This is a genomic window from Corynebacterium jamesii, from assembly GCF_046097395.1.
Taxonomy (GTDB): domain Bacteria; phylum Actinomycetota; class Actinomycetes; order Mycobacteriales; family Mycobacteriaceae; genus Corynebacterium.
This window is the reverse complement of sequence record NZ_CP175789.1, coordinates 2,196,065-2,214,646: the sequence shown is the minus strand read 5'-3', so window position 1 is coordinate 2,214,646 and position 18,582 is coordinate 2,196,065. Positions and strand designations below refer to the sequence as shown.

Here is an 18,582-nt window from a genome sequence, read left to right as displayed (position 1 = left end):
CTGTCAAACTGCCCACGGCCACCCACATGAGCCCAGGTCACGCGTCCTTCAGGCAGTCGGACATAGATTCCGCATTGGTGCGCATCAGATCCACATATGTCGGTGCCGTCTCGTCGAGGGTGTCGCTGCGGATCTGGCACACGCTCACTCCCAGCCGATCCGCGATCTGCTGCAACTCTCGGGTGCGCCCCGCCATCGTCGGCTCGATAAACACCGCGGGAACCTGCAGGTTTTCCAGGGTGCGGGTCAGGCTCACGAGGTCCCGTGTACTCGGCTCGATCTCCGGGTTCGGGGTGACAAAGCCGGCGACGTCCAGGCCGTAGGCGTCCGCAAAATAGGCGTAGCCGTCGTGGGCCGTAACGAGGTGCCGGCGGTGCTCCGGGATCGTGCGTATCTTGTCCTTGATGTCACGGTGCAGGCGATCCAGCTGGTCCAGGTAATTCTGCGCGTTCTGCTGGTAGTCCGCGGCGTGGTCGGGGTCCACTGCGATGAGCTTGTCGCGGATCACCTTCACGTATGCCATCGCGTTCTTCGCGTTGTGCCACAGGTGCGGGTCGAGCTCGCCGTGAACGTGCTTACCCAGCACGGCTTGCGGCAGCAGGTAGGTCTCGTCGCCCGCATTCCCGAGGAAGCGGAAGGTCGGTTCGCCCGGGATCGGCTGCAGCGTTTGGTTAGGCACGCTGACCACTGCATCCTTGGGGTCGAAGGTGCCGCCGTCGCCTACCAGGTTGATGCTGTTGTCGTCGGCGTTCACCGCGATGTCGTAGTGCCCGCTGTCTATCTTTTTGGACGCCCCTTCTTCCGTGCCCACATTAAAGCGCACGGTTTGATCTGCAATGTGCTCTGGCGGTTTGCCCTCATCCGGCACCAGGGAGGCGCTCAAGTGCAGGGTATAGGTGCCGGGCTGGGAGAACGACCAGCTCATATGGGTGTGCGCATCGACCGGCAGCGTGGCGGTATCGCCCTCGTATCCACGGGAGGAATCGAAGCCATCGCGGGAGTTGAAGAAGACTTCCGGCTGGCCGAACGTACCAGTGATGTAGGCCGCCGCGTCGCCGGGTCCCTTAACGTCGGTAACACTTAAGTGCATCTCTGAGTGCGCAGAGCCTCCATGCTTGGCGCCGATCCCCTGGGCGCGCAGACCCAGCCAGACGGTATCGAGCGCCATGTTCTCCACCAGGGGAATGACGGTCGCCCCTTGGTTGGCGGCCACGTCTGCCAGCGCCACGACCTCCGTGCCAGGCAGCACACCATTATCCATGGTTCGCAGCACCGACTGTTGCTCTAGCAATAGTCCGTTGTTGAAGGCTATGTCTGCGTTGGCAAGGTTGCGAACGTCCCGCAAAGTCAGCTCGTAAGTGTGCGGATCCGCGGTGTTCGGGATTAGCGCAGTAACGCGGGCGGAATCACCCGCAACGTGGCGGGCGAGGTCCGCGATGATCGGCGTAGAGGCCACAACATCCGTCACGCCGTCGTCCCGGCTCGGCAGGCTCGCACCGCCGGCGGCCGTGCATCCAGCCAGGCCAGCGGCTAGCAGCACCGTGCTGACATTCGCGCACAGAGACTTGGCAGGCCCCTTGCCCGATGAAACTGCGAAGCCCATGTTTAAGACTTCGGGCGCGGGGTTCGAGGGGGCGTCACCGAACGAAGAGACGCCACAGAATCAGCAGCCAGAGCGTTCGTGCGCAGCATGTACACCACACCCGCGCCAAGGGCGATTAGACCCACGCCTGCAATGGCCAGAGCCAGCATGGCGGAAGTAGAGCCGGTGTCCGCCAGGGAACCGTCGGAAGTGGCGGCAGAGCCAGCATCGCCACCGGCGGCAGCACTGCCCTCCCCTCCAGCACCGGAGCCACCCGCAGCACCGGCAGCGCAATCACCGTCGGTGGTGATGCTTGCGCCGAAGTCGAAGTGGCCGCTATTGGCGTTGCCACTGCCACCGACGGTGAAGGTCAGTACCGCGGGAGCGCTGACCTTCTTGCCCTGCTTGGTAGTAGCGGTCTGCGTGATGCCTACCTTGTACGTGCCAGGCTTGGAGAACACCCAGTTCGGGTGAACGTGCGAGTTGCGGGGGACGACGTGAGCGCCGGATGCGTTGCCTCCGCTGGCCTTGAACCACTCCTTGCCCACGACCTGGCCCAGGTTGCCCTGTTCGAAAACGTACATGCTGCCCGGCCCGCTGAAGGAGGTGAGCTTGAAGGTGACATCACCTTGTGTGTTTGCCAGCAGGTCCGGGTGCATGGTGTTCACGCCCACCCACGGCACACCGTTGGTCTGGGTGGCGCCGATCATCCACGCGGTACCGGCACCGACGGGGCCGAGGGCCTGGGGCAGGTTCGTCTTGGCTGCCGAGCCGAGGCCGAAGTTGAGCGCACTGGGGTTGGTCCACTTTGGTGGCTGCTGGCGGTCGTCCTTGATTTGCGGGCGCAGGGCGGGTTCGCCCTTCTTGCAGGTAGCCGAACCTTGAGTGCCGGTAGAGCTGGTGGAGTTGGTAGAGCCGGTGGAGCTGGCAGTGCTACTAGACGAGCGGGACTTTCCTACCGCGCTCGACTTGCCTGCCACGCTCGGCTTGCCTGCCGCTCCGGCTATGCCCGCAGAACCGGCCTTGTTTCTAGCGCCGGTGCCAGCCAAATCACCGCCGATAGCACCGGCAGAAGCCTCGTCCTCGCTGCCACACGGGGTAGCGCCCTCTGCGGGCTCGTCAGCTTGGTCGTCCTCGGCGGACTTACCGACGACCCAGGTGTAGGTCTTCACTTCCGACTTCGCGTCGTCTGTGGTGGCCTGTACCTGCATGGAGTAGCGACCAGGGCGCTCGAAGCCCCAGTTGGCGTGGACATGGCTGGGGTTAGCCTGGTTGATGCTGTTGCCGGACTTGACCTCCACCCCGTCGGAGAGCAGCGGGGAGGCGCCGCTGAACGCCTGGCTCCACATGAACACTCGGCCCGGACCACACACGCGGTTGAAGTTGATTTTTACGCCCTGGTAGTGGGGAGCCACGCCTTGAGTGTCCCAGCCTGGCCAAATCAGGTCCTGCTCTTGAGTCTGCGGCAGGAAGTAGGTTGGCACACCAACCTCCGCCACTTCTGCGGTGCGGGGCTCGTAGGCCTGCGCCCCGACCTCCAAGGTGACGGTATTTGGATCGTGAGCAACGTGGGAACCCGTGACGTCCTCCGTGAGGTCCAGCTTGAGGTTGCCGGCCCCGGAGGAAGTGACATGGAAAGCGTCGATGTGTCCCTGGTTAAGGGTGACGGAATCCGCCTTCGCCTCAGGTAGGGACTGCGGGCCGAGGCTACCAATACCGAGGAAGGCTGCGAAGCCTGCGATAAGAGCGACTGAGAATGCTGCGAGGGGTGATGTGCGCACCAGATTAAGTCCTTTAAAACACAATGGGTCTAGTTTTCATTAAGGACTATAGTGAAGTGGTAACCATTTTCAAACATTGGGTGCGGTAGCTCCCGCCCGCGCTACCCCACCCTAAAAAGAAGAGATAAGCACTCGAATGGTTAGACAGACATATCCAAGGGAAGATCAGAGATGTCCCGAAGACGGTCTCCTGCAATTAGCGTATGCAACAGCTCGCAAGTGTCGTCATTACCAACAGCCTCCACCGCTTTCTTGAGCTCCGGTAGTGCGAAGTGGTAGGTCATGTCAATATCCCCAGTACCTAAAGCCAGGCTGGCGATTCTTGTCACCAATGGCTCCCCCGTCACCGCAACAATATGCGGGGCACGCGCCTTCCTATGCTCAATCAGGTTCAGGGCTTCCGCACGGGTGTTCTGCGCTCGATCGCTCCGCATCGTCCACTTGCACGAAACAACAGCATGGACGATCTTGGCAGGATTCTCCCGATTACTCGCCCTCACAGGAGAGCCCAAACCAGAATCACCGTCTACCAGAAACTCTCCCTCATTAAACTCGTCATCCGTCACGGGCTCACGCAGAACCAAGATGTCAGGAGAGATCGAATAACTATTTCCGAGGGCAGCCCCCAATTCCGGATACCTGCGCACCAATTCGGCTAGATCCGCCAAGTGAGAGTACGGCTCACAGAGGAAGAGATGTTCGCGCCGTCGAGAGCTTCCAACATTCTGAACCTCCCATGTTCCCGGACGCACCGACTGCATGTGCGTAAAAGTTTCCTTGATAAAGCGAGCGACCGCACGTTCGAAGTCTGCACCCATAGACTGTCCCGCCTTCTTACGGGCAACGCTCGCACCTAGCTGATCAGCTAGATGAAGCGCAGTTTCTCGAGACGCATTACTACTACTGTCCGCATTTGAAGCAATCCTCCCTTTTGCTAAATCAGCAATGGTCAAAACGCCCTTATCAATTAACTCTCGATGCAGCTCTTTACGAGCCCGAGTTATTAGCGATTCAGAGTGACTCACAGCCCCACTCCCTCCAAGAGACTCATTTCTGGAACCACCGGCTCCGCTGGAACCATTCCACTTAACAGATCCTGCCGCAAAGCCGCCACAATGCGATCGCCAATCGCTCTCGCCACTGGCGGTGGAAAGGCATTGCCTACCTGCTTCCACGCTGCGGTCTTGCCGCCTTCCCATTTCCACTCAGAAGGGAATCCTTGAATCACGGCGCCCATACGTACAGTTAGCCGTGGCATTTCTGCACCATTCCCAATCGGGAAATCAGGCCCTGGTGCCTCGTGAGCAATGCTTGTACCCCGCACACCGAGCCTCTTCCAGCCTTCACGGGCGCGTGATGGGCCAACATCTGGACCACCATGTTTTTTCGAGCCACCAACGAGCGTCGGCCCAATACCGTTTGCCCGTTTTGCCCATGCATCTGCACCCGGCCACCCATTCTCAGCCATAAGCGAGTGAAGCGCCTCACCAACAGTTACCCGCGTATCTAAAGGTTCAGGCCAGGCAAAATGATCAGCATACGGTTCCCTCAAAGCAACCAAAACGAAGCGAGGCCTTAATTGGGGGACGCCAAAATCTGCTGCTGTAACGACCTCCCAGAAGGTACGGTAACCCAGCTCTTCCAACTCTGTGACTAGCTCATTTCTATATCGAGCAAATCTTGGTTGTGCCAATCCTCGAACATTCTCCAACATGAGCGCTTTCGGACGCGACTGCGCGGTCAACTCTAGCGCCCTCGGAAACAGATCCCTCTCATCATCCTGCCCAAGCTGCTTACCGGCAATCGAGAAAGGCGGGCATGGAACACCCCCCGCCAGCAGATCAAGATCATCTGCGTACGGCTCAATGTCAAAATCTTGCACGTCTCCATGAACAATGTTCCATCCTGGACGATTTGCCCGCAATGTGGATACGGCATGCGCATCGAGTTCGACCACCGCACGATGCATAAATCCGGCAGCCTCTAAACCAAGCGCTTGGCCTCCAGCGCCAGCGCAAATCTCAACCGAAGTAAGCGGTATTTGCATGGATTGAACATACCATGACGCAGCGACACTGCCCGAAACCGCAAAACCAATCATCGACTAACTTGACCTGCATAAATGACCATCAATCGAAACGAAAAGGCGTCCATAATAGAACACCTAGTCGATACACTCTTTCGATGCAGATACTTCCCGCCATGCCAGGACACCCCAAAATGAAAACGCCCTCACTACCCAGAAGTAGCGAGGGCGCGAAACCTAGAGGAAGTCTCCTAGAAGGAGTCTAGGCAACGAGACTTAGTCCTCTTCGGCGAAGTTCTTCACGATGGTGTTGTCCACCGGAACGCCCGGGCCATTGGTAGAGGCCATGGTGATCTTCTTGAAGTAACGGCCCTTGGAGGAAGACGGCTTCAGACGCAGCAGCTCATCGATCAGAGCGCCGTAGTTCTCAGCCAGCTGCTTCTCGGTGAAGGAAGCCTTGCCCAGGATGGCGTGCAGGTTGGAAGCCTTGTCCACGCGGAAGGAGATCTTACCGCCCTTGATCTCGGAGACGGCCTTGGCAACGTCAGTGGTGACGGTACCAGTCTTCGGGTTCGGCATCAGGCCACGGGGACCCAGCACACGAGCCACACGACCAACCTTGGCCATCTGGTCCGGGGTAGCGATCGCAGCGTCGAAGTCGGTCCAGCCGCCCTGGATCTTCTCAATCAGCTCGGCGGTGCCAACGACGTCCGCGCCAGCCTCTTCAGCGGCGGTAGCGTTCGGGCCCTCGGCGAAGACGACAACGCGAACTTCCTTACCCGTGCCGTTCGGCAGGGAAACGGTGCCGCGAACCAGCTGGTCAGCCTTGCGCGGATCCACGCCCAGGCGGATAGCAACGTCGACGGTAGCGTCGAAGTTCTTGGAGGAGGTCTCCTTGACAGCCTTAGCGGCTGCCAGCGGGGTGTACAGGCGGCCAGCGTCGATCTTCTCCGCTGCCGCGCGGTATGCCTTAGAGGTCTTGCTCATAATGAATCCAATCTATTGAAACGTTGGAGTTGTGGTGCAGGCGAAGCAAGTAGCCTTACCACGGTCTGAAAAATTTACTTCTGAGGAGCGTCCTTGACGGTGATGCCCATGGAGCGAGCAGTACCGGCGATGATGGCAGCGCCAGCCTCAACGTCGTTAGCGTTCAGGTCTTCCTTCTTGGTGGTTGCAATCTCCTTGCACTGGTCCCAAGTAACGGAGCCGACCTTGTCGGTGTGCGGAACGCCGGAGCCCTTCTGAATGCCCGCAGCCTTCAGCAGCAGCTTCGCTGCCGGCGGGGTCTTCAGCTTGAAGTCGAAGGAGCGGTCTTCGTAGACGGTGATCTCCACCGGCACGATGTTGCCGCGCTGGGACTCGGTTGCAGCGTTGTATGCCTTGGTGAACTCAACAATGTTCACGCCGTGTGCACCCAGAGCCGGGCCAACCGGCGGTGCCGGGGTAGCCTGACCAGCCTGGATCTGCAGCTTAATGAGGCCAGTAACCTTCTTCTTTGCCATCTTTAAACCTACTTTCTGTTATCAACGCGATCCGCGGGCGCCCATTTTCACCGCCACCAGCCCGCAGGCTGGAAGGGAAAACTGCGCCCGTTCCCCGCGCCCGTGATGGCCAGCGCGGAGTTCATCGCATCGACCGGATGCCGGAATTTCACCGGCCACCGGAAAATGGAAAAAATTTGCGTGTCAATCCGCGGCCTTTACCACGGACAACCTGTACAACTTTAGTTCAGCTTCTCTACCTGATCAAATTCCAGCTCAACCGGGGTCTCACGGCCGAAGATGGAGACCATGGCCTTCAGGCGGTTGTTCTCTGTATCGATCTCGCTGATAGTTGCGGAAACGGAAGCGAACGGGCCGGACAGGATGGTGACGGACTCGCCATCTTCGTAGTCCACCACAACCTGCTCGCTGGCCGGCTTCGGCGGGGTTGCCACACCCGTTGCGGAAACGTCCACGCCGGTAGCTGGAACCTCTTCGCCATCCTCGGTCTCCTGCGGCTTCGCAGTCTCCGGCGGCAGCAGGAACTTCGCGACCTCGCGAATCTTCACCGGGGTGGGCTTACCCTCGTTACCAACGAAGCTGGTCACGCCCGGGGTATCGCGGACAACGGACCACGAAGCATCATCCAGAGACATGCGCACCAGCACGTAACCCGGCAGCAGCTTGCGCTTCACCAGCTTGCGCTTACCGTCGCGCAGCTCCACTACTTCCTCGATCGGCACAACGACCTCGTGGATCTGCTCGTCCACACCCAGAGTCTGCGCACGCATCTCCAGGTTGGTCTTCACCTTGTTCTCGTAGCCGGAGTAGCACTGGATGATGTACCAGTCGCCCGGCAGCTTCTTCAATGCACGCATGAACTGGCGCAGACGAGCCTTGTAGGCGGCCATCGCGGCGTCCTCTGCGGACTGCTCGGCCTCACCTTCAGCGCTCTCGCCCCCCTCGGCTGCTGCTGAAGCCTCGGAGGCCTCAGCGCCGTCGGCGCTCGCCGTTTCTTCGGCCCCTTCGGTGGTTGGTGCTGCGGCGTCATCATTAGTGACGCCCTCAGTCTCAGCACCCGCAGCATCCTTCTGTGCCTCAGCAACAGCCTGCTGCACGTCTTCCTGTGCAGCTGCGGCCAAGCTTTCGGCGCTAACGGCCTGGTCGTTCTGGTTTTCCTCTGCCATGGAAATACCCTCCATATCATTAAAAATCCGCCTCTCGCCGGGGCGGCGAAGGCGGTATAAAAGTTGATGTTCGCTAGCTTAACACAAGTTAGCGCATAATCTGCTGCAAGCCCCAGCTAGCAACCCAATCGCTGCCAGCAACGAGCAGGCATACGAAGATGAGGAACAGCAGGACAATGATGGTGTAGTTCACCATCTCGCGACCGGTAGGCCAGATAACCTTGCCCATTTCAGAGATCACACCGCGGATGTAATCCACGATGGCGCTGAAGGGGTTCTTGCTGGTCTTTACAACCTCCGGAGCCTTGGAGCTGGAGTTAGCAACCGCGCGGGACGTCGTGGCCTGACCGGCCACCTGGCGCTTACCGGACGGGCGAAGACTGCCGCCTTTGCCGGATGCGCCGGCTGCGGACTTTTTGCTCTCGTCGCTCACGTCTGTTTTCTCCTTAAAGGTACCTGCAAGGAAGATCGTGCAGGGGCGACAGGACTTGAACCTGCAACCTGCGGTTTTGGAGACCGCTGCTCTGCCAATTGAGCCACGCCCCTATCGAAGTTCTGGTTTACGAGTGTACGCGACCAGATCAACATAGGTGAAGCAACATCCTGCGGACGAAGAAAAGCAATTCCCAATTTGTTGGGCTTGCTGGTTCCGCGACGCACATTCAGTGCAACGTTCAAGAACAATAGCAGGGTTCGGAGCGCGCAACCAAATAGGGCGCGGGTGCTGGGGCTGGCGGAGTTGGGACACGCAGGTTTAGGGCAGGCGGTTTGAGGCGAGACACAGAGCGTAGCGACAGCAAAAGCAAAACCACCCGGCGACTTGCATCACCGGGTGGTCTTGGTCTTGATTTGTAGCGGTGGAGGGACTCGATCCCTCGACCTCACGATTATGAGTCGTGCGCTCTAACCAGCTGAGCTACACCGCCATCATCGCCACTTTGCTACGGACCGCCAACGGTCTGTGTCTAACGTCGCGTGACGGGGCGCATAAAATGACAGAGCCCCCTGACGGAATCGAACCGTCGACCTTTTCCTTACCATGGAAACGCTCTGCCGACTGAGCTAAGGGGGCATAACTTAAATCGATTGAACCCAGCGGTGTTCTTCCGCCTGTGCTCTTCGATCAAAGCCTGAAGTAGCATAACCAGTTTCCAATGAGAATCACAAATCTACTGGTCAGAGGCGATTTTAACCGACTTATTTTCCGACAGGTCCCCTACTTTAAACCGACAGGAGCCGGGCCCCATCTGGGACCCGGCTCCGCCCTAAGAGCGTTTAGTGCTGCCCCTCGGCAAACTCCTCAACCAACTTCGCATTGAACGCGTCAAGATCGGCTGGAGTGCGGGAAGAAACCAAGCCGTTATCCACGTGAACCTCCTCGTCGACCCACGTCGCCCCAGCGTTCTGGAGGTCAGTCTTCAACGATAGGTACGAGGTCAATGTACGGCCGCGGAGAACGTCCGCATCCCCTTTTATCCTTTAACCCATTAGCCGGGTTAATGGACAAAAAGTGTGTCCGCATCCCTACATAACCGCAGAACACACCCCACAAACCACCGCGTAATAGCTCCCCGAAAGCTATTCCCCACGCCATCCCACACCTCCGGCCACATCTGTGCTAAACGCACACCGGTTGGATTAAAGGATGACCACCAACCGACCCAGCTGCCCACTATGCAGCAACAACACAAAGAAAAACGGCACCACCAGCAAAGGAACAACCCGCTGGCGCTGCACCACATGCGGACACTCCTTTACCCGCAGCACCCAAACACACAACAAAAACGCCGCTACCATGACCTGGTTCATCCAATGGGTCACCGGCACCCAACCACTGTCACACATTGCAGTTACACAACACGTTTCAGCGAAAACACTGCAACGCCGCTTCCACTGGTGCTGGTGGATCATCCCCACACCCACCATCGATACTTTCCGTATCTACGACCAGATCTTCCTCGACGCGACCTACCTAAAATCTGGTTGCCTCCTTATCGCTGCCAGCAAAACCCACGTCATCAACTGGACCTGGGCCAGACATGAAACCACCGCCGCCTACACCGAACTCCTACGCCCCATTGCCGCACCACTTGTCGCAGTGACAGACGGCGGACAAGGCGCCCAATCAGCCATCCACCACTGCTGGCCGACAACACGCATCCAACGCTGCCTCGTCCACGCCCAACGAACAGTCCGCCGCCATACCACCAGCAATCCCCGCACTGACGCAGGCAAAACCATCTACCGTCTAGCCCTGAAACTCACTGGCATCACAGACCTTGACCACGCAACCGAATGGGTCACACACCTGCACGAATTCAGCCACACCTACCGGGTGTGGATGAACGAGAAAACCACCATCCGCGACCCTGCCAGCGGTGCCTACAGCAGGGTCTACACCCACCAACGCGTCCGAGCGGCCTATCAGTCATTGCTATCCCTGCACCGCAGGGACCTGTTGTTTACCTACCTGCAACCACCACCAACAACCATCAATCCTGACGGACTAGCAGCAACAACAAACAGTCTCGAAGGCGGCATCAACGCCCCAATAAAAGAACTAGCCCGCAGACACCGCGGATTATCACTACCGCATCAACGCACAGTGATGGATTGGTGGCTGTACCTACATACAGAAGTCCCTGACGATCCGGTCAAGATCGCCAGGGACCAGCGATGGGGTCAAGACGCACTTTCCACAGCAACAAACTTGATCACCCACGACACCACAGCCACTACCAATGACATCGGTGCACCAGCAGAATACGACACCGCCATCGACACCAGCTACCAACACAACCTCGGCATCCAAAAAGGCTGGGTCAAATAGCCACGACACGCCCGGGAAAGACACACTTTTTGTCCTTTAACCCCATTAGCCCGCACTTCGCACACAGAAAAACCCGGTGGTTGCTTTCCCACTAACAGGAAAGCAACCACCGGGTTGTTTTGCCATAAGGCATTGTGCCAGATGATGGATTCGAACCAACGAAGGCAGAGCCGGCGGATTTACAGTCCGCTCCCTTTGGCCGCTCGGGCAATCTGGCATGCACCATTCGGTGCGCTGGTAACTCTACTACGAGTAGCCCCAACTTATGCAAATCGCCTGTTCAGAACACGCCCAGACCCCAACCAAACCCGTGCACTCAATGCGCGACACAACACCCCGCACACCCGCGCCCGTACGGGGGCACCGTCGCGAACTATCCCAGGCGCTCCAGGGCGAAGTCCATCAAGCTGCGCAGCGCATGGGTCACATGGTTATCCGGCAGCTTCGCCAGCTCCTGCTCAGCGTACTGGCGGTAGCGCTGCACCACCTCAAACGACTTCTCGCGGCCTTCGGAGCCACGGATAAGCTCTAGCGCCTCGTCCACCAAGGCATCCTCTGTGACAGGTCCAGTAAGGATTTCGCGCAGCCGCGCCCCCGTGGTGTCTTCCTGCCGCATTGCGTAAAGGACCGGCAGGGTGAACACGCCCTCGCGCAAGTCCGTGCCGGGCACCTTGCCGGATACCTCCGGGTCGGCCCACACGTCGATGATGTCATCGACAATCTGGAAAATCTGACCTACGTTGCGGCCAAAGCTAAACAGAGCCTCGCGATGTTCCACGGAAGCCCCGCTGTGCAGGGCACCGAGCCAGCCAGCAGAGGCAATCAGCACACCGGTCTTCTCCTGGATCACCGTCAAGTAGTGCTCGATCTCATCCTCACCCTCGCGGGCGCCGACGGTCTCGCGCATCTGACCAGTGACGAGCTCGCGGAAAGTCTCCGCAAAGTGCTGCACCGTCTCGGTGCCCAGCTTCGCCATAATGTCACTGGCGATAGCAAACAGGTAGTCGCCCGCCAGGATGGCCACCGAGTTGTTCCACCGCTTGTTTGCGGACTCTGCACCACGCCGCTGATCGGACTCATCCATCACGTCGTCGTGATACAGCGTTGCCAGGTGGGTCAGCTCTACCACCGCGGCAGCCTCGTTCACCTGCTGCGCCGTCGGATTCTCACCGTAGTAAGCCGCCAGCAGGGCAAACATCACGCGGAAGCGCTTACCACCAGCGTCGAAAAGGTGGCTGATTTTGTCGGTCAAGAAAGACTCGCCAACCGACAACCGATCCTTCAGCAGCTGCTCAACCTGCTGCATCGACTGGCCCAAGGCCTCGTTTAGTTGCGCGTCCCCCACGTCAGGGAGCGCCGGTTTACGGGGTGTGGCACTTGGCATGTCCGTGGTCAGCCTCGACTTTTCCTCTTGAACTCCCACATGCTGAAACTTCACATGTGGTCTTTTACATGTCTACCGACACTTTAGTCGATTAACGTGGCGGTGTTTAACGCACATGCTGTCTTCGCTGTGCCCTCAACGCCCCCTCGCCCCCACCCCGTGGAACAATAGGGGTCGATGAATTCCCCCACCGCTGAAACTTCTACCGCCCTCCCCCACGGCATCGAGTGCGACCTCGCCATCGTGGGCGCGGGGCCGGCCGGTTCCGCCGCTGCCTATCACGCCGCCCGCGCTGGCCTGGAGGTTGTGCTGGTGGACATGGCCGACGTGCCGGGCACGTCGGCCAGCTCCCTCGGCCGCGACAAGACCTGCGGCGATGGCCTCACCCCACGCGCCATCGCCGCGCTCGAATCAATGGGGGCACTCAGCCTGCTCGACGGCGCGCCCCACATTCAGGGCCTCAAGCTGCATGGTTTCGGCGGCTCCGTCACCGCGCCGTGGCCCGAAGGAAGTTTCCCACGCCGCGGCTCGGCCATCCCCCGCGCGCGCCTCGACGCTGCCCTCGCCAGGTTCGCCATCGCTGCGGGTGCGCGTTTTGTCCAGGCGAAGATTGTGGACGCCACCTTAGACCCCGCAACCCAACAACTCATCGAGGTCGCGGGCACGCGCGCCGGCGAAGGCGTTCGGGACAACACGCGCACCGGCGAAGGCGTTCGGGACAAGACGGCAACAGCCCAACAATTGAGGGTCCGCGCCCGCTTCTTCGTCTTGGCCGAAGGGGTCCGCAGCGGCATTGCTCGCAAGTTGGGCGTGCAGTGGGATAAGGGGCTGGTCCACGGCATCGCCGCCCGCAGTTACATCACCACTCCTTTCGGCGCAGAGCCCTGGATCCATTCGCATCTGGAGCTCAACGACTCCACGGGCACCGCCCAGCCAGGCTATGGCTGGGTGTTCCCCCTAGGCAATCCGGTCGAAGGGGTGGGAAGCGGCCTGGCCGAAGGTATTGGCAAAGCGAACCTCGGCTGCGGGGTGCTGGCCACTACGAAGCGGCCAGCGAAGGTGAACACCAAGAAGCTCCTACACGACTACGCACGTCAGGTAGGCGACGAGTGGGGCATCGTCGGGGAACCGGAATCCATCACCTCCGCACTACTGCCAATGGGCGGAGCCGTCAGCCGCGTGGCAGGCCCCAACTGGGCCGCCATCGGAGACACCGCAGCGCTGGTGAATCCACTAAACGGCGAGGGCATCGACTACGCCTTGGAATCCGCCGAGCTGCTGGTTCGGTTGTTGGTTGAGCAGTGGGGCGGGCCGGAGAAGTGGGCGTCGAGAACAAAAAACCACAACGGTGCCGGCATGGAGCCGGAATGGACGGCCGAGCTACAGAAACAGTATGGGCAAGCGTTTGGGCTGGCCCGGCGGCTGGCGGTGGTACTGACGATGCCGGGGCTGATGAGCGCACTCGGGCCGCTCGGCATGCGCGGGCCACTGGCCAATCGTGCGATGGGGGTAGCGACGCGACTGATGGGCAACCTCGTGAGCCCAGCCGACCGCGACATAGCAGCCAGGCTGTGGCGCGGGGCGGGGCGCATGGTGAACCTCGCGCCGATCGACAAGCCTTTCGCGGCTCGGCGCTAGCTGGGCTACACGGCGCTACATATGTATGAGGCTAGATACGGATGGCGCTGTGGAGCGCAACGATGCCGCCGGTGAGATTCTGCCAGCCAACCTCGTGCCACCCGCACCCACGGATCTCGGCAGCTAGTTCCTCCTGGTCGGGCCAGGCGCGAATGGATTCGGCGAGGTACTCGTAAGCATCTGCGTTAGAGCTAACCACCTTCGCGACCTTCGGCAGGGCGCGCATCAGGTATTCCTTGTAGATCGTCTTGAAGATCGGGATGACAGGGGTGGAAAACTCCGCGACTGCCAGCTTCCCGCCCGGCTTCGTCACACGCGCCATCTCGCGCAGACCGGCGCGAAAGTCCACAATGTTGCGCAGGCCGTAGTTGATGGTGACCGCGTCGAAGGTCGCGTCCGCGAAGGGCAGGTTCGTGCCGTCCGCGCAGACCATTGGAACATCCCGGTGAGCCCCGGCGGCGAGCATGCCGAAGGAGAAGTCGCAGGCGATACAGGTGGCTCCGGTGCGGGCAAATTCTTCGGTGGATACGCCCGTGCCCGCGGCAAGGTCGAGCACCAGGTCGCCGGGCTTCAAGTCGAGGCGCTTGCGGGTGCGGATGCGCCAGTAGCGATCCTGGCCAAAGCTCAACACCGTGTTGGTGAGGTCGTAGTTCTTGCCCACCGCGTCGAACATCGACGCGACTTCCTGCGGTTTCTTTTCCAAACTTGCCCGAGACACGACAAACATCTTAGCGTGCCGGGGAGTGTGAGCCGGAAACCGCGCGCCCCAGATCGAGGCTCGTCCCTTTCACCGGCTCCGGGGCGAGCCTACGCGCGCCGGCGCCAAAGAGGAAGCCGAGGCGGCTACTAGCGCGCTGCAGACTCAGCTGCAGGTGCTGCGGGCTCAGCGGACTCGGCGGATTCCGTAGAGTCTGCGGCCGACGGGGCGGCCGTGCCCGCGGCGGCGCCTTCATCTGCGGCCGGGCGTGCAGCCTCTCGCACGCCGGTAAAGTCGCGCTGCGAGTTCGTGCGCGGAGCCGCCTTCCCACCCTGGGCGATGGCCTGGCGGTAGTAGCCCAGCAGCTGATCGCACAGGCTGGACCAGCTCTTGTTCTGCACACCTTCGAAGGCATTATCGCGGTAGGAATCCACACCACCGGCGAGGATGGCATCCACCGCGTCCACCAGCTCGGCCTCGAAGGTATCCACGTTCAGCAGAAAGCCGTTGTGTCCAGGCTTAATCAGGTCGATCGGTCCACCGGCCGCCGGGCCGATGGTGGCCACACGGGAAGCCTGAGCCTCCTGGATCGCCTGGCAGAACGTCTCGAACTGCCCAGTGTGTACGAAGATGTCCAGGCTGGCGAAGGCGTGCGCCAAATCCTCGCCGTACAGCCCGCCGGTAAACACGGCGGTGGGCATCAGGGATTGTAGTTCGTCCTTCTCCGGGCCGTCGCCGACGATCACCAGCTGCACGTCTTCCCGGCCGTTCAAGGCGGCCATGCGCTCCACGGACTTCTCGGCGGCCAGGCGCCCTACGTAGCCGATAATCTTGCGGCGGCTTTCCAGCTCAGCAATCATCGCATCGCCCTCGCCAGCTCGCACTGCGTTGCCGCGCTTCTCTTCACCCGTCAGCAGCCACTCGCGGCGCAGTTCAGCGGAGCGCTTGGAGGGGTTGAAACGAACGGTGTCCACGCCGCGCCCCCAATGCGCCACTCCGCGCACCTTGTTATCCTCCAGCTCGCGCATCGTCACGGAGCTGGGGGCCAAAGTCATGGCGCACATGTTGTGCATGATGCGCACCCAGTGCCAAGCCAGCTTAGACATGAACTCCATCTTGTAGCTATTGGCAAAGCCCGCCACGTCGGTCTGGAAAATGGCCACGCAGGGCAGTTTCAAAGCCTTCGCCGCGAACGCGCCTGCGCCACCCAGCACAAAGGGGCTAGCCAGGTGGACCACGTCGGGCTGGAACTTCTTCAGTTCCGTGTACACGCTCGGCATCGGCACACCGATCGGCAGGGAGTTGATTCCCGGCACGTCCACGGCGGGCACACGGGCGATGCGGAAGCCCTCGTAGGTCGCAATTTCCTCTTGACCCTTCTTGGCACCGGGCGCGATCACCAGCGCTTCGTGCCCGTTGGCACGCAAGTGTTCCAGCACGCGAAGCACGGAGTTTACAACCCCGTTGACGTTGGGCAAAAAGCTCTCGGCAACAATTGCAACTCGCATACCCTTCAGCATCCCTTTTGTAGTTCACGCCCGCGTTTCGTCTGGGTAAAAACATTAACAAGTCTAGGGAAACAGAAGGTTACTTTCGTTACGAAAAGTTTATTGGAGTTTATTTTTCTTCTGCCATATGCGGATCAGCAGCGACAGGAAGGCACATACGATCAGCCCCGCGGACATCGAGGACAGCGCTGGCAAGAACGCCAACGTCCATCCCCTCCCCTGCACCTTCACGTTTTCCGGATCGCTGGCCTGGTATTCCACGCGCACGTTCTGCCCCTCCACCAGTCCGGATGGGTACTTCAGGCCTTCCTCTGGCTGCTGAAAGTTGCCCTCCGCGTCGCGAAAACGCACCGTTGTGCGCAACTTCTGCACAGAGACCACCTCCGCCGTCGCCTCCGCTTTATCGCGCGAAATTGCGAAGTCATCCATCGCAGAGGTCACGATCATGCCGCCGCATACCAGCACCACCAGCCCGGCGAGGCCGATCACGGCCTGCTTCGCGCGCCGTAGCCTGCGCCCCCTCCGGAATTTCTTTAGGGTGAGCTCTTCGTCCGTCGTGCGCTTCATCACGCGCCCGCAATTCTTTTTTCTATTTCTTGGCGCCCTCGCCTGTCTACCTTCACTTCCAGCACCGTGATCCCGCTACCGCCAACCTCAGCGTGCTCGTCGAGGGCCACTGCCAACTCCTCCACGCTGGTGGCCAGCTTGTGCTCCACTCCAAAGCCCGCGCAGAGCTCCGCAAAGTTCAGATCCAGTGGCGTGCCGAAGACACGCTCGAAAGCGGCGGTTCCGTCAGCAAAGGTTCGCAGATCTTCGGCGCCAGGCTCTAGGGTTTCAAAGATCCCGCCACCACTATCGTTGGTCAGCACGATCAGCAGATTATCGGGACGGGGCTCTAGCGGCCCGATGTTCAAGCCACCCAGGTCGTGAACGAAGGTCAGGTCCCCCATCACCGCGATGGTGCGGGGTGCACGAATCGCGGTCGGGTCGGCGTGGGCGTGCGCCATCGCCGCCCCCACCGCCGTGGAGATAGTCCCGTCGATCCCCGCCGCCCCACGATTGGCGATTGTCTGCACACCGTCAAAGGGCAGCCCGGCGCGGGAGGCATCCCGCACCGCAGTGGAGGCTCCCAGAACCAAGAGATCCCCGTCGCGCAGGGCGTCCGCAACAACGGCCACAGCATGCACCGCGGTAAACGGGTCGCGCTCGGCCAACCCGTCGCGCACCTGCCCCACGCCCATGTCGCTAATGGCACGCGCCACTTGCAGCCAGCTTTCCGGCTGCTCGCCACGCGGTCGGACGGTGCTGCCGACTTCGTCGACGTTGCCAAATACGTCAGTGACACGGCGGGTATCGCTCAGCGCGATGACGTGGATGTCTTTGTTCGCCAGAAGTTTTGTGACGCCTCGGTGGAGCGTTGGCCGGCCTATCACCACGATCTGCTCGGGCGTGGTAACCGCCGAGTGTGCGCCGTCGCTGACGAGCTGGGTACTGAACATGTCTACGGCTGCGCTGTGCACGGGGAAGTCGGGTGCCGGGGCGACGGGTTCCGCGATGGTTGGCACGTCCGCTAGTTCGTCCATGATCGAACGCGCCCAGGCGACGTCGCTGACGGAGCCCGCGATGACGAGCGTGCGGCGGGACAGGTCCACCTCGACCTGGCCATAGGGCAGCTTCCGGGAGCCACGGGCGGGCTGACCTGGCGCGTGCGAGTCGTGCGCACCCTCGGTCGTTTCCGCATCTTCAGCGGCGGCGATGTCGCCCGCCCACAGCGAGAGCTGATCCAACGTCGGCGGCACGAGCGGTTCCTGCAGCGGCACGTCCAGGTGGGCTCCACCGCCGTCGATGGGATCTGTTGCTGCAGCAATTAGCTTGCGCACCAGGTCGCGGAGCTCCGCTGCAGCATCGGTGTGCTTGGCGGCTTGACCCGTGCCAGCGTCGGCAACGGCGCCTTCCAGCGCCAACTCGCTCGTGTTCAGGGTGCATACGGAATGCGAACCGAAGATCTCCGCTTGGTCGATCGTCTGGTTCGCACCAGAGCTCAGCATGGAAAGCGGACGGTTAGCCGACAGCACAACGAGAGGCACACCGGACAGCGTGGCCTCCACCATCGCGGGCAAACAGTTGGCCACGGCAGTGCCGGAGGTCATGACAACCGGCACCGGCAGTCGCGATACCTTCGCCAGCCCCGACGCTAGGAAAGCCGCCGAACGCTCGTCTGTGCGAACGTGCAGACGCACGCGACCGACCCGTTCAGCTTCCACAAATGCCAGATTCAGTGGGGAATTGCGCGAACCGGGGCACAGCACTGCCTCGCGCACCCCGCTGCGAATCAGCTGGTCTACCAAAACCAGCCCCGCACGCACGGCAACGGGGCTGGACAGAGCAGCTGCGCCCTTAGGTGAATTCTGGGGTGAATCCGGGGAAGAACTATCAGTGTTAGTCACAGTTCCACAATCTACCTTCCG

The 18,582-nt window shown here is 60.7% G+C and carries 15 protein-coding genes, 4 tRNA genes and 1 pseudogene; 2 read left to right on the top strand and 18 right to left on the bottom strand.

From position 1 onward, the window contains the following. Positions 1-37: 37 nt before the first annotated feature. The 12 genes and pseudogenes from ACKFRT_RS09880 to ACKFRT_RS09825 all read right to left on the bottom strand — a co-directional run. Positions 38-1,603 (bottom strand): anchored repeat ABC transporter, substrate-binding protein, encoded by a 1,566-nt coding sequence (locus tag ACKFRT_RS09880; protein ID WP_296212597.1) that lies wholly within the window; start codon positions 1,601-1,603, stop codon positions 38-40. Between the two features lie 2 nt (positions 1,604-1,605). Further along, positions 1,606-3,363, bottom strand: a complete 1,758-nt coding sequence (locus tag ACKFRT_RS09875; protein ID WP_408925165.1) for a TIGR03773 family transporter-associated surface protein — start codon at positions 3,361-3,363, stop codon at positions 1,606-1,608. A gap of 140 nt (positions 3,364-3,503) precedes the next feature. Next, positions 3,504-4,388: an NgoMIV family type II restriction endonuclease gene (locus tag ACKFRT_RS09870; protein WP_296212590.1), complete on the bottom strand. Its 885-nt coding sequence runs from the start codon at positions 4,386-4,388 to the stop codon at positions 3,504-3,506. Next, entirely contained in the window at positions 4,385-5,410 is a 1,026-nt protein-coding gene (locus ACKFRT_RS09865) for a DNA cytosine methyltransferase (protein ID WP_296213139.1), read from the bottom strand. Before ACKFRT_RS09865 ends, ACKFRT_RS09870 begins: the two co-directional genes overlap by 4 nt. 255 nt (positions 5,411-5,665) lie before the next feature. Next, positions 5,666-6,376, bottom strand: coding sequence for a 50S ribosomal protein L1 (gene rplA / locus ACKFRT_RS09860; protein WP_296212588.1), 711 nt, complete (start codon positions 6,374-6,376; stop codon positions 5,666-5,668). 74 nt (positions 6,377-6,450) lie between these two features. Beyond that, a complete protein-coding gene (rplK, locus tag ACKFRT_RS09855) occupies positions 6,451-6,891 on the bottom strand; it encodes a 50S ribosomal protein L11 (protein WP_293791653.1) in 441 nt (146 codons plus the stop codon). Between the two features lie 221 nt (positions 6,892-7,112). Further along, the gene (nusG, locus tag ACKFRT_RS09850) at positions 7,113-8,057 is read right to left on the bottom strand and encodes a transcription termination/antitermination protein NusG (RefSeq protein WP_408925164.1); all 945 of its coding nucleotides are present in this window, start codon (positions 8,055-8,057) and stop codon (positions 7,113-7,115) included. An 88-nt stretch (positions 8,058-8,145) separates the two neighbouring features. Continuing rightward, positions 8,146-8,490, bottom strand: a complete 345-nt coding sequence (gene secE / locus ACKFRT_RS09845; RefSeq protein ID WP_296212580.1) for a preprotein translocase subunit SecE — start codon at positions 8,488-8,490, stop codon at positions 8,146-8,148. 40 nt (positions 8,491-8,530) lie between these two features. After that, positions 8,531-8,603 (bottom strand) — tRNA-Trp (locus tag ACKFRT_RS09840). Between the two features lie 306 nt (positions 8,604-8,909). Continuing rightward, a tRNA-Met gene (locus ACKFRT_RS09835) sits at positions 8,910-8,983 on the bottom strand. 73 nt (positions 8,984-9,056) lie between these two features. Then, positions 9,057-9,129, bottom strand: a tRNA-Thr gene (locus ACKFRT_RS09830). 203 nt (positions 9,130-9,332) lie between these two features. After that, a pseudogene (locus ACKFRT_RS09825) lies at positions 9,333-9,524 on the bottom strand (DJ-1/PfpI family protein); the annotation flags it as partial. 178 nt (positions 9,525-9,702) lie between these two features. Between ACKFRT_RS09825 and ACKFRT_RS09820 the strand changes: the two are divergent. Further along, positions 9,703-10,887 (top strand): IS1249 family transposase, encoded by a 1,185-nt coding sequence (locus ACKFRT_RS09820; protein WP_408925163.1) that lies wholly within the window; start codon positions 9,703-9,705, stop codon positions 10,885-10,887. A 135-nt stretch (positions 10,888-11,022) separates the two neighbouring features. Here the strand turns inward: ACKFRT_RS09820 and ACKFRT_RS09815 are convergent. Further along, positions 11,023-11,104: transfer RNA gene (locus ACKFRT_RS09815), tRNA-Tyr, on the bottom strand. A gap of 156 nt (positions 11,105-11,260) precedes the next feature. Next, positions 11,261-12,271 (bottom strand): polyprenyl synthetase family protein, encoded by a 1,011-nt coding sequence (locus ACKFRT_RS09810; protein ID WP_408925162.1) that lies wholly within the window; start codon positions 12,269-12,271, stop codon positions 11,261-11,263. 177 nt (positions 12,272-12,448) lie between these two features. On the opposite strand from ACKFRT_RS09810, the gene ACKFRT_RS09805 reads away from it, so the two are divergent. Further along, positions 12,449-13,909 carry a geranylgeranyl reductase family protein gene (locus ACKFRT_RS09805; protein ID WP_296215284.1) on the top strand — a complete coding sequence of 487 codons (1,461 nt, stop codon included), beginning with the start codon at positions 12,449-12,451 and terminating at the stop codon, positions 13,907-13,909. 31 nt (positions 13,910-13,940) lie between these two features. On the opposite strand, the gene ACKFRT_RS09800 is transcribed toward ACKFRT_RS09805, so the two are convergent. From ACKFRT_RS09800 to menD, 4 genes are all read right to left on the bottom strand, one after another. Further along, positions 13,941-14,627 carry a demethylmenaquinone methyltransferase gene (locus ACKFRT_RS09800; protein ID WP_296215286.1) on the bottom strand — a complete coding sequence of 229 codons (687 nt, stop codon included), beginning with the start codon at positions 14,625-14,627 and terminating at the stop codon, positions 13,941-13,943. Positions 14,628-14,755: 128 nt separating this feature from the next. Then, the gene (locus tag ACKFRT_RS09795) at positions 14,756-16,114 is read right to left on the bottom strand and encodes a glycosyltransferase family 4 protein (protein ID WP_408925161.1); all 1,359 of its coding nucleotides are present in this window, start codon (positions 16,112-16,114) and stop codon (positions 14,756-14,758) included. Positions 16,115-16,213: 99 nt separating this feature from the next. Further along, entirely contained in the window at positions 16,214-16,681 is a 468-nt protein-coding gene (locus tag ACKFRT_RS09790; protein WP_296215450.1) for a DUF3592 domain-containing protein, read from the bottom strand. Further along, entirely contained in the window at positions 16,681-18,561 is a 1,881-nt protein-coding gene (gene menD / locus ACKFRT_RS09785; RefSeq protein ID WP_408925160.1) for a 2-succinyl-5-enolpyruvyl-6-hydroxy-3-cyclohexene-1-carboxylic-acid synthase, read from the bottom strand. The genes ACKFRT_RS09790 and menD overlap by 1 nt, the downstream gene beginning before the upstream one ends. Positions 18,562-18,582 lie beyond the last annotated feature (21 nt).

Excerpts from the sequence above, each read along its gene's own strand:
- ACKFRT_RS09880 (WP_296212597.1), bottom strand. The coding sequence starts at position 1,603 with ATGGGCTTCGCAGTTTCATCGGGCAAGGGGCCTGCCAAGTCTCTGTGC.
- ACKFRT_RS09865 (WP_296213139.1), bottom strand. The coding sequence starts at position 5,410 with ATGCAAATACCGCTTACTTCGGTTGAGATTTGCGCTGGCGCTGGAGGC.
- rplA (WP_296212588.1), bottom strand. The coding sequence starts at position 6,376 with ATGAGCAAGACCTCTAAGGCATACCGCGCGGCAGCGGAGAAGATCGAC.
- rplK (WP_293791653.1), bottom strand. The coding sequence starts at position 6,891 with ATGGCAAAGAAGAAGGTTACTGGCCTCATTAAGCTGCAGATCCAGGCT.
- nusG (WP_408925164.1), bottom strand. The coding sequence starts at position 8,057 with ATGGCAGAGGAAAACCAGAACGACCAGGCCGTTAGCGCCGAAAGCTTG.
- ACKFRT_RS09820 (WP_408925163.1), top strand. The coding sequence starts at position 9,703 with ATGACCACCAACCGACCCAGCTGCCCACTATGCAGCAACAACACAAAG.
- ACKFRT_RS09810 (WP_408925162.1), bottom strand. The coding sequence starts at position 12,271 with ATGCCAAGTGCCACACCCCGTAAACCGGCGCTCCCTGACGTGGGGGAC.
- ACKFRT_RS09805 (WP_296215284.1), top strand. The coding sequence starts at position 12,449 with ATGAATTCCCCCACCGCTGAAACTTCTACCGCCCTCCCCCACGGCATC.
- ACKFRT_RS09795 (WP_408925161.1), bottom strand. The coding sequence starts at position 16,114 with ATGCGAGTTGCAATTGTTGCCGAGAGCTTTTTGCCCAACGTCAACGGG.
- ACKFRT_RS09790 (WP_296215450.1), bottom strand. The coding sequence starts at position 16,681 with ATGAAGCGCACGACGGACGAAGAGCTCACCCTAAAGAAATTCCGGAGG.